Annotated in this window: 14 protein-coding genes; 10 read left to right on the forward strand and 4 right to left on the reverse strand. The window is 70.0% G+C overall.

The window, feature by feature from the left end; genetic code table 11:
- Positions 1 to 35: 35 nt before the first annotated feature.
- From ACFJGU_RS15035 to ACFJGU_RS15050, 4 genes are read left to right on the forward strand one after another with little or no spacing between them, the layout of a single operon-like run.
- Complete coding sequence (locus ACFJGU_RS15035) at positions 36 to 890, forward strand: tryptophan 2,3-dioxygenase (RefSeq protein ID WP_382304302.1); 855 nt, start codon at positions 36 to 38, stop codon at positions 888 to 890.
- Positions 887 to 1,963: an amidohydrolase gene (locus tag ACFJGU_RS15040; protein WP_382304303.1), complete on the forward strand. Its 1,077-nt coding sequence runs from the start codon at positions 887 to 889 to the stop codon at positions 1,961 to 1,963. The genes ACFJGU_RS15035 and ACFJGU_RS15040 overlap by 4 nt, the downstream gene beginning before the upstream one ends.
- On the forward strand, positions 1,960 to 3,213 hold the full coding sequence (locus ACFJGU_RS15045; RefSeq protein ID WP_382304304.1) for a kynureninase: 1,254 nt from the start codon (positions 1,960 to 1,962) through the stop codon (positions 3,211 to 3,213). The genes ACFJGU_RS15040 and ACFJGU_RS15045 overlap by 4 nt, the downstream gene beginning before the upstream one ends.
- Positions 3,210 to 4,124, forward strand: coding sequence for a PaaX family transcriptional regulator C-terminal domain-containing protein (locus tag ACFJGU_RS15050; RefSeq protein WP_382304305.1), 915 nt, complete (start codon positions 3,210 to 3,212; stop codon positions 4,122 to 4,124). The genes ACFJGU_RS15045 and ACFJGU_RS15050 overlap by 4 nt, the downstream gene beginning before the upstream one ends.
- Here ACFJGU_RS15050 and ACFJGU_RS15055 read toward each other — a convergent pair.
- Complete coding sequence (locus ACFJGU_RS15055) at positions 4,060 to 4,449, reverse strand: winged helix-turn-helix transcriptional regulator (protein WP_382304306.1); 390 nt, start codon at positions 4,447 to 4,449, stop codon at positions 4,060 to 4,062. The two genes, ACFJGU_RS15050 and ACFJGU_RS15055, sit on opposite strands and share 65 nt — an antisense overlap.
- Positions 4,450 to 4,586: 137 nt before the next feature.
- On the opposite strand from ACFJGU_RS15055, the gene ACFJGU_RS15060 reads away from it, so the two are divergent.
- Positions 4,587 to 5,186 carry an NADPH-dependent FMN reductase gene (locus ACFJGU_RS15060; RefSeq protein ID WP_382304307.1) on the forward strand — a complete coding sequence of 200 codons (600 nt, stop codon included), beginning with the start codon at positions 4,587 to 4,589 and terminating at the stop codon, positions 5,184 to 5,186.
- Between the two features lie 39 nt (positions 5,187 to 5,225).
- Here the strand turns inward: ACFJGU_RS15060 and ACFJGU_RS15065 are convergent, their stop codons facing one another.
- On the reverse strand, positions 5,226 to 6,182 hold the full coding sequence (locus tag ACFJGU_RS15065; protein WP_382304308.1) for an oxygenase MpaB family protein: 957 nt from the start codon (positions 6,180 to 6,182) through the stop codon (positions 5,226 to 5,228).
- 133 nt (positions 6,183 to 6,315) lie between these two features.
- On the opposite strand from ACFJGU_RS15065, the gene ACFJGU_RS15070 reads away from it, so the two are divergent.
- From ACFJGU_RS15070 to ACFJGU_RS15085, 4 genes are all read left to right on the forward strand, one after another.
- Positions 6,316 to 7,185, forward strand: coding sequence for an ABC transporter ATP-binding protein (locus tag ACFJGU_RS15070; RefSeq protein ID WP_382304309.1), 870 nt, complete (start codon positions 6,316 to 6,318; stop codon positions 7,183 to 7,185).
- The gene (locus ACFJGU_RS15075) at positions 7,167 to 8,747 is read left to right on the forward strand and encodes a transporter (RefSeq protein WP_382304310.1); all 1,581 of its coding nucleotides are present in this window, start codon (positions 7,167 to 7,169) and stop codon (positions 8,745 to 8,747) included. The genes ACFJGU_RS15070 and ACFJGU_RS15075 overlap by 19 nt, the downstream gene beginning before the upstream one ends.
- Before the next feature lie 106 nt (positions 8,748 to 8,853).
- A complete protein-coding gene (locus ACFJGU_RS15080) occupies positions 8,854 to 9,108 on the forward strand; it encodes a hypothetical protein (protein ID WP_382304311.1) in 255 nt (84 codons plus the stop codon).
- Positions 9,109 to 9,112: 4 nt separating this feature from the next.
- Positions 9,113 to 9,538, forward strand: a complete 426-nt coding sequence (locus tag ACFJGU_RS15085; RefSeq protein WP_382304312.1) for a type II toxin-antitoxin system VapC family toxin — start codon at positions 9,113 to 9,115, stop codon at positions 9,536 to 9,538.
- A 17-nt stretch (positions 9,539 to 9,555) separates the two neighbouring features.
- On the opposite strand, the gene ACFJGU_RS15090 is transcribed toward ACFJGU_RS15085, so the two are convergent.
- A complete protein-coding gene (locus ACFJGU_RS15090) occupies positions 9,556 to 10,365 on the reverse strand; it encodes a DUF1206 domain-containing protein (RefSeq protein ID WP_382304314.1) in 810 nt (269 codons plus the stop codon).
- 116 nt (positions 10,366 to 10,481) lie between these two features.
- Here ACFJGU_RS15090 and gltX point away from each other — a divergent pair, with 116 nt between their 5' ends.
- Positions 10,482 to 11,996, forward strand: coding sequence for a glutamate--tRNA ligase (gene gltX, locus ACFJGU_RS15095; protein ID WP_382304316.1), 1,515 nt, complete (start codon positions 10,482 to 10,484; stop codon positions 11,994 to 11,996).
- 43 nt (positions 11,997 to 12,039) lie between these two features.
- Here gltX and ACFJGU_RS15100 read toward each other — a convergent pair whose 3' ends face one another.
- On the reverse strand, positions 12,040 to 12,621 hold the full coding sequence (locus tag ACFJGU_RS15100) for a M15 family metallopeptidase (protein ID WP_382304318.1): 582 nt from the start codon (positions 12,619 to 12,621) through the stop codon (positions 12,040 to 12,042).
- Between the last annotated feature and the right edge of the window lie 77 nt (positions 12,622 to 12,698).

Consider the following 12,698-nt stretch of genomic DNA (forward strand, 5'->3'; position numbering starts at 1 on the left):
TCGTGGCGGGCGTCAGGATGATGTAACGTCGGGGGATGGGCGTCGACGACAACACCAGGGCATTCGACGAGGGCATCGTCACCGACTTCTCCGAGCGGATGAGCTACGGCTCCTATCTCGCCCTCGACGAGTTGCTCGCGCTCCAGCGCCCGGTCAGCGTGCCGGAGCACCACGACGAGTTGCTCTTCATCATCCAGCACCAGACCAGTGAGCTCTGGCTGAAGCTGATGCTGCACGAGCTGCGCTCGGCGCGGGAGAGCCTCCGGGGCGACGACATCGGCACCGCGCTGAAGCGGATCGCGCGGGTGAAGCACATTCAGGAGACACTCACACAGCAGTGGTCGGTGCTCGCCACGCTCACGCCCACGGAGTACTCGGAGTTCCGCGGGTTCCTCGCGAACTCCTCGGGGTTCCAATCCCACCAGTACCGAGCGGTCGAGTTCATCCTCGGCAACAAGAACGAACGGATGCTGTCGGTGTTCGACTCCGATCCGGCGGCTCGCGCGGTGCTGGCCGCCCTGCTCGAGGAGCCGAGTCTCTACGACGAGTTCCTCCGCTACCTCGCGCGGCTCGGGTTCGCGGTGCCGGCCGCGGTGCTGACGCGCGACGTCACGAAGGCGTGGGTGCTGCATCCGGAGCTCGTGCCGATCTTCCGCGAGATCTACGAATCGGCCGGCGAGAACTGGCGGGTCTACGAGGCCTGCGAAGAGCTGGTCGATCTCGAGGACAACTTCCAGTTCTGGCGGTTCAGGCACCTGCGCACGGTGCAGCGCACCATCGGCATGAAGGCCGGCACGGGCGGCTCGTCGGGAGCGGGGTTCCTGGAGCGGGCACTGTCGCTGACCTTCTTCCCCGAGCTGTTCGCGGTGCGCACGGAGATCGGCGCGTGAGTTCGGAGGACCGCTTCGTCGCGGTCGACGACGCGTGGGTGGGGGAGTGGACGGGCCCAGCGGTGCTGCGCATCTGCGCCGGCCGCGTCGCCGTGCTGCGCTCCGGCGAGGACGTGGACGCGGATGCCGTCGCCCCGGTGGGCGGGGTCGTGTTGCCCGGCTTCTGCGACGCGCACGTGCACCTCGGGCTGGTGGATGCCGGCTCCCTCGTCGCGGGTGGGATCGCGCGCGTCGTCGACCTCGGCTGGGACCCGGCGATCGCGTCCGGCTGGGCGCGCGGTACCGACGCTTCGGAGAAGCCGGGGATGCCGGAGGTCGAGTTCGCGGGAGCGTTCCTGACCGGGGTGGGCGGGTATCCGTCGGGCCGGTCGTGGGCTCCGGATGCGGCGGTGCGGCAGCTGGGCGACGTCGCCGGCGCGCTCGCCGCAGTCACCGAGATGCACCGCGCCGGCGCCCGCTTCGTGAAGCTCGTGCTGCACGCCGACCACGGGAGGGAGATCAGCGACGAGGTCGCGCGGGCCGTCGTCGATGAGGCACACCGCCTTGGGCTGATCGTCGTCGCGCACGCCGAGGGACAGGGGCAGGCCAGGCGCGCCGAGCGCCTCGGCGTCGACCGGCTGGCGCACACGCCCTGGACCGAGCGCTTGGACGACGACCTGATCGCCGCCCTGGCCGCGCGGACGACCTGGGTCAGCACCCTCGACATCCACGGGTGGGGCGCTCCCACCGCGGCATCCGCTGTCGCGCTCGACAACCTGGCCCGCTTCATCGCCGCGGGCGGCCGGGTGCTCTACGGCACCGACCTCGGCAACGGCCCCCTGCCCACAGCGCTCAACGTGCGCGAACTCGAGGCGCTCGTCTCTGCGGGCCTCACCGCTCCCCGGCTCCTCGACGCTCTCGCACCCCTCCCGTCACGCGAGTTAGCGCGAAGTACGGGGGAGGACGTGATCGACGTCGGGGCGAGGGTGTCGTGGGCGCCGACGCGGGCGCCGGCCGACGTCGATGAGCTTCCCGCTTGGCTGCAGACCGCCCGTGTCGTGGCCGCTGATGACCTCGAGGAGATGCACGCATGACCGATCCGACCGCCGCCGAGCTCGACCGGAACGACCCGCTGGCGCGATTCACCGACCGGTTCCACCCGAGCGAGGGCCTCGTCGCCTATCTCGACGGCAACTCCCTCGGCCGGCCACTGCGGGTCACCGCCGAGCGTCTCGGCGATTTCGTCGCCGAGGACTGGGGCGGCCGCCTCATCCGAGCCTGGGACGAGCAGTGGATGGCGCTGCCCTTCGCCCTCGGCGACCGCATCGCCGCCGCCACTCTCGGCGCTGCCGCCGGCCAGACCGTCGTCGCCGACTCCACCACGGTCCTGCTCTACAAGCTGATGCGCGCCGCCGTCGACGCGCGCCCCGGCCGTCACGAGATCGTGCTCGACGACGACAACTTCCCCACCGATCGTTTCGTGGCCGAGGGGATCGCGCGCGAACGGGGTCTGCGCATCCGCTGGATCTCCGTCGATCCGGCCCGCGGCGTCGAACTCGAGCAGGTGCGCGCGGCGATCGGTCCAGACACGGCGCTCGTGGTGCTGAGTCACGTGGCGTACCGTTCGGGCTTCCTCGCCGACCTGGCCGGCATCACGCGGGCCGTCCACGACGCCGGGGCGCTCGTGCTCTGGGACCTCTGTCACTCCGTCGGCTCGGTGCCGATCCCGCTCGACGAGGCCGATGTCGACCTGGCCGTCGGCTGCACCTACAAGTACCTCAACGGCGGCCCCGGGGCGCCGGCGTTCGGCTACGTCGCCCGCCGCCTGCAGTCCGAGCTGGAGCAACCGGTGCAGGGCTGGATGGGCGCCGCCGACGTCTTCGCCATGGGCGACGGCTTCGTGCCGGGTGAGGGGATGCGTCGCTTCCTCAGCGGAACCCCACCGGTGGTCGGGATGCTCGCCATGCAGCACATGCTCGACCTGATCGAGGAAGCGGGCATCCACGCCATCCGCGAGAAGTCGGTCGCCCTCACCGAGCATGCGCTGCGGCGGGTGGAGGCGCAGCTCGTTCCGCTCGGCGTCACGATCGCGTCGCCGCTCGCGAGCGCGGAGCGGGGGAGTCACGTGACGATCCGGCATCCGGAGTTCCGTGCGGTGACGGCGCGGCTGTGGGAGCGGGGGGTGATCCCCGACTTCCGGGCTCCCGACGGGCTGCGCCTCGGCCTGTCGCCGCTCAGCACGAGTTTCACCGAGGTGCAGCTCGGCATCGACGCGATCGAGGCGGCACTGCTCGAGGCCGTCCACGATTCTGCGCGACCCGCCTCCACCGCCCCGCCCGCATGACCGTCCTCGACGACCTCGAGTCGCGCCCCGGCAGCACCACCTCGCTGCTGCGCACCGTGATCGGGCTCTACCTGCGCCGCCTCGGCGGGTGGATCTCCAGCGCCGATCTGGTCGCCCTGCTCGAGCACCTCGACGTGCCCGCCGCCCGCACCCGCACCGCCATCGCGCGCGTCAAGCAGAAGGGACTCCTGACCCCGGGGGCCCGCGACGGCGCCGCCGGGTACGCCCTCCGTCCGGACGCGATCGGGATGCTCGCGAAGGGCGACCGCCGCATCTTCGCCGCCCGCAGCATGGAGCCGGGCGATCCGTGGTGTTTGGTCTCCTTCACCCTTCCTGAGGAGCAGCGGCAGCTGCGCCATCAGCTACGGCGCCGGTTGAGCGGGATCGGATGCGGCACGGTCTCGCCCGCGCTCTGGATCTGCCCCGACTTCCTGGCCGGCGAGGTGGAGGACATCCTCGACGAGCTGGGCATCCGGGCATCCGCGACCCTCTTCCGCACCGAGCGGCCCCGCGTGGCCGGGGAGTTGCGCGGCGCCGTCGCCGAGTGGTGGGATCTCGACACGCTGGCCGAACGGCATCGCGAGGCGATCGCGGGCCTCACCGCCCTGCTCGAGGCGCCCCCTGGCGCTTCGCCCGATCCCGGTGCCGACGCGTTCGCGCGCTACCTCCGCGGTGTCGACGTCTGGCGACCGCTGCCCTATCTCGACCCGGGCCTCCCCTCAGACCTGCTGCCGGCCGACTGGCCGGGAGCCCGCAGCACGGCACTGTTCGCCGAGCTCACCGCGCGTCACGCCGAGGCGAGTCAGGCGTTCGTCACCGCGTCGGTCACGCGGGACGCCGCATCCCTCAGCCGTCGAAGCGTGCCCGGCTCGCCTCGATCTCGGCCTGATGCGTGTGAGTCCACTGGATGAACGCCATCACCGGCTCGAGCACCGTCTCGCCCAGTTCCGTGAGCGAGTACTCGACCCTCGGGGGTGACTCGGCGTAGCTCTGCCGGCTCACCAGTCCGTCGCGTTCGAGCGTGCGGAGTGTGCGCGTCAGCATCCGGTGGGAGATGCCCTCGACACACGCCATCAGCCGGGTGAACCGCAGCGGGCCGTCGGCCAGGGCCTTGATGACCCGCATCGACCACTTGTCACCGGTCATGGTGAAGATGTCGCGCACGAGCTCGCGGCTCTCGTTCACGTCGCAGGCACGATTGAGTTCGGCATAGGAATCCAGGAGCTCTGCCGTCATCGCGGATTACGTCCTCTCATGTTCATCACGCACCTCAAAGTGCGTGGCCGGGAGCGGGACTAATTCCGCACCGGCGTTGTTGTGCATGACTGACAACGCGCATGACGCACGATTCGTTCCTGAAGGAGACACACCACATGACCAAGATCGGGATCATCCTCGGCAGCACCCGTCCGGGACGCAACGGAGAAGCCGTGGCGAAGTGGGTGACGGAGATCGCCTCCCGCCGTGACGACGCCGAGTTCGAGCTCGTCGACCTGGCCGACTTCCCGCTGCCTCACCTCGACGAGGCGATGCCCCCCTCGATGAACGCCTACCAGAACGAGCACACCAAGGCATGGTCGGCGAAGATCGCCGAGTTCGACGGCTTCGTGTTCGTGACGCCGGAGTACAACCACTCCACCTCGGGCGTGCTGAAGAACGCGCTCGACTACCTCTACACCGAGTGGAACAACAAGGCGGCAGCGTTCGTCAGCTACGGCGGCGTGGGCGGAGCCCGCGCGGTCGAGCACCTGCGCCTCATCGCCTCCGAGCTGCAGCTCGCCACCGTGCGCGCTCAGGTCGCCATCTCCATCGTCACCGAGTTCGAGAACTTCTCCACGTTCACGCCGAGTGACTACCTGGAGCCGCAGGTCGGCGTCATGCTCGACCAGCTCGTGGCCTGGTCGAAGGCCCTCGCCCCGCTGCGCGCGGGATCGGTCGACACCGACGAGCTCGAGGAGTCCGTCGCAGCCTGATCGGCCGAGACAGACGATGCACCGTCCCGGGAGGCCGGGTCAGCGGGCCGAGACCGGCTCGATGGCCCGGCCTTCCGCTGCGAGACGGCGCACCCGTGCCATCGCCGCGTCCTCGGACGAGGACGAACTGCCCATGAACCAGCGCACGATCGCGAGCACCCGGCCGGTGGCCCAGATCACGGGCAGCGGGGAGCGGCGGAGTCCGAGCATCCGCCGGTAGCGCTTCGGCAGCGAGGCGACCGCGCCCGCGAACATGATGCGGTAGGCGGGCATCATGCCCTTCGCGAGGGGCGGGCGGCGGATGAACCGCACGGCCTCCGCCACCCGTTCGTCGCTCGTGAGGATGCCCGCGTCGGCGAAGGCGTCCAGCTGCCGCTGCAGCTCGGCCGCGCTGTGTGGCGCATCCGGAACGCCGATCAACCCGGCGGCCACGGCCCACTCGTCGACGTACCGGTCGGCGCCGCCCGGGATCGGGCGATCCCAGAGCGTGTGGCTCGCGAGGAACGCGTCGGTGAACACGAGGTGCACCCAGGAGAGCAGTTCCGGGTCGCCGGCCGAGTAGGGCCGCGGGTCTCCGGAGGCGTCGAGGTACTCGCCGCGAACCCTGTCGTGGAACCGCGCCACCCGGCCCGATTCTCGGCGCGCCAGCCCGGAGTCGCCGAAGGTGACGGTGACGAGCCAGCGGATGGTGCCGGTCAGTCGCCCCAGCGGATCCTCGCGGTAGCGCGACCAGTCGTGCACCCCGGCCATCGCGCCCGGGTGCAGCGTCTGCATCAACAAGGCGCGGATGCCCGCCACCATCGTCGCCATGCCGCCGTGCACCGCCCAAGAGGCCGAGCCGGGACCGAAGAAGCCCACGTCCTCGCCGAGGGCCATCTCGTCGACCCACTCGGGCCGGCCGTCGTCGCGCCCCGAGAGGGTCGAGAGCAGGTGCGAGCGCCAGCGTGCCGCGACGGTGGAGCTCTGCGCCTTCGGCCTCCGCGTGGTGCTGGTCATGCCTGCGAGCGTATCCCCGGCACCTGGATGCGCACCCTCGCGACGGCGATTCCGGCCCGCTCGGCGAGGGCGGTTGTCCGGCGCGCGTGTTCAGACCAGAGTGGAAGGGCCTTGACCGTGAGGGGAAACACGTATGTCAGACCATTCCGCGCCGGTGCCCGCCGCCGGCCCGCCCGCCGTGCCCGCGCCGGCGTCGGCCGCATCCACGCCCGCGCCCGCGCCGGCCCCGGCCGCACCCGCTTCCGCGGGGCAGCCGGCGCTGCAGCTCACCGGCCTCAGCAAGCGCTTCGGTGACAAGCTCGCCGTCGACGACTTGAGCCTCACCGTGCCGGTCGGGTCGTTCTACGGCCTCGTGGGGCCCAACGGCGCCGGCAAGACGACCACACTCTCCATGGCGACGGGCCTTCTGCGGCCCGACGCCGGACAGTCGCTCATCCACGGCGTCGACATGTGGCGGGAGCCGGTGAAGGCGAAGGCGCTCGTGGGCAACCTCTCCGACGGCGTGAAACTCTTCGACCGCCTCACCGGCGAACAGCTCGTCACCTACAACGGCCTGCTCTTCGGCCTCGACCGCGCCGAGGTCGCCGAACGCGTCGGCGACCTGCTGAAGCTGCTCGACCTGGAGCAGGCCGCCGGCACGCTCGTGGTCGACTACTCCGCGGGCATGACGAAGAAGATCGCCCTGGCCTGCGCCCTCGTGCATGCCCCCCGGTTGCTGGTGCTCGACGAGCCGTTCGAGTCGGTCGACCCGGTGTCCGCGGCGAACATCCGCGACATCCTCACCGGCTACGTGCAGAACGGTGGCACCGTCATCGTGTCCAGTCACGTGATGGACCTGGTGCAGCGGATGTGCGACCACGTCGCCGTCGTCGCCCACGGCCGGGTTCTCGTGGCCGGAACGGTCGACGAGGTGCGCGACGGCTCCACGCTCGAAGACCGCTTCGTCGACCTCGTCGGCGGCCGCACCCACGCAGAGGGGCCGGAATGGTTGCGACGCTCGTAAAGCTCCGCTTCCTGGTGCTCCGCAACTCGCTGAAGCGGAGCGTCTGGCAGCTGATCGCCGTGATCATCGGCGCCCTCTACGGAGTCGGCATCCTCGGCCTCGCCGTGGCCGGTCTGGTGGCCCTCGGCTTCGCGCCGACCGAGCTGGCGACGACCGTGGTGGTGCTGGCCGGGTCGGCGGTGGTGCTCGGCTGGATCGTCGTGCCGCTCGTCGCGTTCGGCATCGAGCAGACGCTCGACCCCGCCCGGCTGGTGGTGTTCCCGCTGCCGATGAGCAAGCTGCTCGTTGGCCTCACGGCCGCCGGGGTGCTCGGTGTTCCCGGCATCGTGACGTCGATCGCGGCGCTCGCCACCATCGCCACCTGGCTGCGGTCACCGTTCGCTGCGGTCGCGGCGGCTGTCTGTGCGGTGCTCGCCGTGCTGATCTGCGTGGTCGGGTCGCGCACGGTGGCGGCGCTCTCCACCAGCCTGCAGTCGCGGCGGCGGTTCCGTGAGCTCGCCGGCATCCTGATCTTCATCCCGCTCATCCTGCTCGGGCCGCTGATCGTGGGCCTCTCGCGCGGGATCGCGCTGTCGGCGGATGCCCTCCCCGGCATCGCGCGGGCCCTCAGCTGGTCGCCGCTCGGCGCGGCCTGGGCGGTGCCGGCCGACATCGCGATCGGCGACTTCGGAGCGGCGGGGCTGAAGTTCCTCATCGCCCTGGCGACGCTGGCGCTGCTCGTGGTGATCTGGCGCTGGAGCCTCGGTGTGGCGCTCGTCTCGCCCGCGACCTCCGGCAGCAAGCGGGTGGCGCGCGGCAAGACGGGTCTCTTCGGCGTGCTGCCGGCCACGCCCACCGGAGCGATCACGGCGCGTGCGCTCACCTACTGGCGGCGCGACCCGCGCTATGCGCGGCAGCTGATCGTGGTGCCGCTCATCCCCGTGCTGCTCTGGTTCTACTCGAACAACATGGGTTCGCTCGGGCTGCTCAACGCGGCCGGGCCGATCATCGCGTTCCTGCTGGCCCTCGGCATCTACACGGACATCTCCTACGACGGCACGGCGTTCGCCACCCACATCGCCGACGGCGTGCGTGGGCGCGACGACCGCATCGGTCGGGTGGCGGCGCTCGCCATCATCGCGGTGCCGCTGGTGGTGGTCATCACCCTCATCTCGGTGGCCGTGACCGGTTCCTGGTCGTTGTTGCCGATGCTCTTCGGGTTGTGCGCGGCCGCCCTCCTCGGAGGCTTCGGAGTGGTGAGCGTGTCGTCGTCGCAGCTCATCGTTCCGGTGCCGGCGGCGGGGGACAATCCCTTCAAGTCGGCTCCGGGCGCGGGCTTCACCACGGCTCTGTCGGGCTTCGCCACCTGGGGCGTCTCCCTGCTGCTGATGATCCCGGCCTCGGTGCTGGCCGTCCTGAGCCTCGTCTTCGACTCGGCCCTGCTGGGCTGGCTGACCTTGCTGGTGGGCGTGGTGCTCGGCGCGATCTTCTTCGTCATCGGAGTGCGCGTCGGCGGTGCCCAGCTCGACCGCCGAGCCCCCGACCTCCTCGTGCGCCTCCGCGCCCAGCGCTCGGCGGCCTAGCGCGTCGTCCGGTCCTGCACAGGCCGGGTCGAATCGGGATGCCTCCACAATTCCGCTCGTGAGAGTTCTTCGATACTGCCAGCAGTATTGGCTGTACCGTATGAGCATGAAGACCACATTCGACATCCCGGAACCGTTGGTGAAGGAGATCAAGCGCATCGCGCGCGAGCGGGGCGTCACGGCACGTGCCATTGTGCAGCAAGCCCTGACGCGAGTGGTGGAGGAGTCGTCGAGCGAGCAGAGGTTCAGGCTGCCCGACGCCAGTATCGCGGGATGGTCCGCGATGGAGCCGGAGCTGCGCGAGCGCGTCGAACGAGACGGCGGTCTGCACGGCGTCGTGCTGCAGTCATACGAGCGGTAGGCGGATGCGTGCGGTCGACACGAATGTGCTCGTGTACGCCTTTCTCGCCGATTCTCCGTTGCATCAGAGAGCGGCGGCCGCGGTTCGCGAGCTCGCCGAAAGCCCGGCGGCCTGGGCCATCCCGTGGCCGTGCATCCACGAGTTCTACGCGGTGGTCACCAACCCCAAGATCTTTTCCGGCGGTTCGCTCGCTGTTGCAGCCCGACGGCAGATCGATGTCTGGCGTTCGTCACCGTCACTGCAGCTCGTGGGGGAGACGAGTTCGCACTGGGCGACCCTGGAGCGCATCCTCGAAGGAGGCGTGACGGGCCCGCGTGTCCACGATGCCCGGATCGCCGCCATCTGCATCGACCACGGCGTGAGTGAGATCCTCACCCAGGACCGCGACTTCGGGAGCTTCGGGGTGACAGTGGTGGGCTTGACAGACTGAACCGGCCGGGTCGGGGGTCAGAGGCGGGCGAGGCGGGCGCGGGCGATGAGGAAGAGGCCGTAGAAGATGAGGCCGATGCCGACGGCCACCAGGATGACGACGCCGAAGGGGAGATCGGTGAGGGCTTTCAGGGCGCCGTCGAGACCCGCGGCCTTCTCCGCGTCGTAGGTGACCGCGGCCACCACGAACAGCACCCCGACCACGCCGAGCGCGACGCCCTGCGCGATGTAGCCGACGACGCCGAGGATCGTGACCGCGCGTCCGGCGGTGCCGGCGGGGGTGACGATCAGCTTGCGGAAGGTGCGCCGGATACCGATCGAGATGAACCCGATCCCGAAACCCACCACGGCCAGTCCCACCGCGACCAGCAGGAACACGCCGCCGGGAGTCGCGAGCAGCGTGGCGCTGGCCGACTGGCTGTTCTCGGAGGAGTCGCTGGTGCCGCCGAGGGCGAAGATGAGGGCGGTGGCACCGAGCACGAAGTACACCACGGCCTTGCCGGCTTCCGTGGCGCGCTTGCCCCATTTCTTCTTCGCGTCCGCCCCGGTGGCGAGGATCACCTGCGCCACCTCCCAGAGGCCGAGCGCGAACAGGCCGACGACGGCGACCCAAAGCACGAACAGGCCACCCGGCGTGTCGGAGAGGCCCTTCAGGGCCCCGCTCTGGTCGGCTTCGCCGCCCTGCCCGTCGTGGAAGGCGATGCCGATCGCGATCCCGCCGATCAGGATGTGCAGCAGTCCGTTCACGGCGAAGCCCGAGCGGGCGAGCACGTGGAAGACACGGCTCTGGCTGACGTCTCGTACGGCGCGTTTCGGGGTCGCGGTCATGACTCCAGCGTGGCACCTCGTCCTCTCCACGGCACCCCTGTGGAGAAAGCGGTTCCGTCCACAGGATGCCTCTTCCGGCGCCCCCGACCGGCCCCGCCCCGTAGAATCGACGGGTCATGAGCGCAACTTCCCCGCATCCGTTCTCCACCGCCACCGGAGCCGACGTCCGCGTCCGGTTCTGCCCGAGCCCCACGGGCACGCCGCACGTCGGTCTCGTGCGCACCGCCCTGTTCAACTGGGCCTATGCCCGGCACACGGGCGGCAAGATGATCTTCCGCATCGAAGACACGGATGCGAACCGCGACTCCGAAGAGAGCTACGAGCAGATCATCGACGCGCTCACCTGGCTCGGCCTGAACTGGGACGAGGGGGTCAACGTCGGTGGCCCGCACGCGCCCTACCGGCAGTCGCAGCGCTACGACATCTATCGTCGCGTCATCGCCCAGCTCCTCGAGTCAGGTCACGTGTACGAGAGCTTCTCCAACGCCGAGGAGATCGACGCCCGCAACGAGGCCGCCGGACGCGCGAAGCAGCTCGGCTACGACAACTTCGACCGCGATCTCACGGAGGAGCAGAAGGCCGCGTTCCGCGCCGAGGGTCGCGAGCCCGCCCTACGGCTGCGCGTGCCCGACACCGATCTCTCCTTCGACGACCTGGTGCGGGGCGAGATCACCTTCCCGGCCGGTTCGTTCACCGACTTCGTCATCGTGCGTCCGAACGGGCATCCGCTCTACACCCTGGTGAATCCGCTCGACGACGCGTTGATGGGCATCACGCACGTGCTCCGCGGCGAAGACCTCCTCTCGTCGACGCCTCGCCAGATCGCGCTCTACCACGCGCTCATCGACATCGGCATCACCACCTTCGTGCCGCGCTTCGGTCACCTGCCCTATGTGATGGGCGACGGCAACAAGAAGCTCTCCAAGCGCGACCCCGAGTCGAACCTGTTCCACCACCGCGACCGCGGATTCATCCCCGAGGGCCTCGTGAACTACCTGGCCCTGCTCGGTTGGTCTCTCGCGCCCGACCGCGATGTGTTCTCGCTCGACGAGATGGTGGCCGCGTTCGACGTGGCCGACGTGCTGCCCAACCCGGCCCGCTTCGACCTGAAGAAGGCCGAGTCGATCAACGGCGATCACATCCGTCTGCTCGCGGTCGACGACTTCGCAGCTCGCCTGGTGCCTTACCTCGAGGCCGCCGGAGTGGTCACCACGCCGCTGGACGAGGCTCAGAGCGCCACGTTGTCGGCCGTCGCGCCCCTCGTGCAGACCCGGATGGCGCTGCTCGGCGAGGCTCCCGACCTGGTCGGCCCCTTCTTCGTGACGACCGAGGAGCTCGGCTACACCGAAGACGCGCTCGCCACCCTGCCCGACAACGTCGGGCTCGTGCTCAACGCCGCCATCAACGCCCTCGAAGACGTAGCGCTCCCGGACTGGTCGCACGACGCCATCCAGGAGACCCTCGCCGCCGCTCTCGTCGAGGGGCTCGGGCTGAAGCCGCGTATCGCGTACGGTCCGCTGCGCGTGGCGGTCGCCGGTCGCAAGGTGTCGCCACCCCTCTTCGAGTCGATGGAGATCCTCGGCAAAGAGGAGACCATTGCGCGGCTGACCAAGCTCGTAGACGCCCTGTGAATTGATAGCCTGCTGTTCCGGCGACGCGCGCTCGTGACGAGGGTCACGCGGCCGAACCGTCGGTGAGTTGCGGCGGGCAGGTACCGCTGTCGTCGGCGGCGAGCTCGAAATGCCAGGCCTCGTTGGCGTAGATCTGGCAGAGACCGAACTCACCCCCGAAGCGGTTGAGCCAGTCCATGGCGTCGGCGGTGGCGATGTCCACCGCCTCGCCGAGCACGTGCTTCGACTGGTCGGGCCGCTTCACCCAGCGGGCGGCCTCCTCGGCACTCCCGTACTGAGCCACCGCCTGGTCGAACAGATACTGCTGGTAGCGGGCACTCCGCCATCCGTCGACCAGGGTGAACTCCACCCCGCGCTCGGCGGCAGCCTCGGCAGCGCTCGTCAGGGCGTCGCGCAGGTGCCCGTCGAGGTTGGTCACGGCCGGAACGTCGTCGGTGAGCGCCACGCTCGTGCCCACCGGGATGTACCCGTCATCGGTGCCGAGCTCGGAGGAGTTCTGGACGGGCAGGTGGTCTCCGGGGTTCGCGGCCCGACCTGTGGCGACCCCGTTCACGACACCGCACCCGGAGAGCGCGAGAAGAACGGATGCCGCAGCGAGTGCGGAGAGCAAGGGGCGGAGGTGCACGATGGATCCTTTCTGATCCCCTCCAGCCTCGCGATCGGCACCCGGCCGCGAATCGGCACCGGGTTCCGACCAGCTCC

The sequence above is a fragment of the Herbiconiux sp. UC225_62 genome (assembly GCF_042694625.1).
Taxonomy (GTDB): domain Bacteria; phylum Actinomycetota; class Actinomycetes; order Actinomycetales; family Microbacteriaceae; genus Herbiconiux.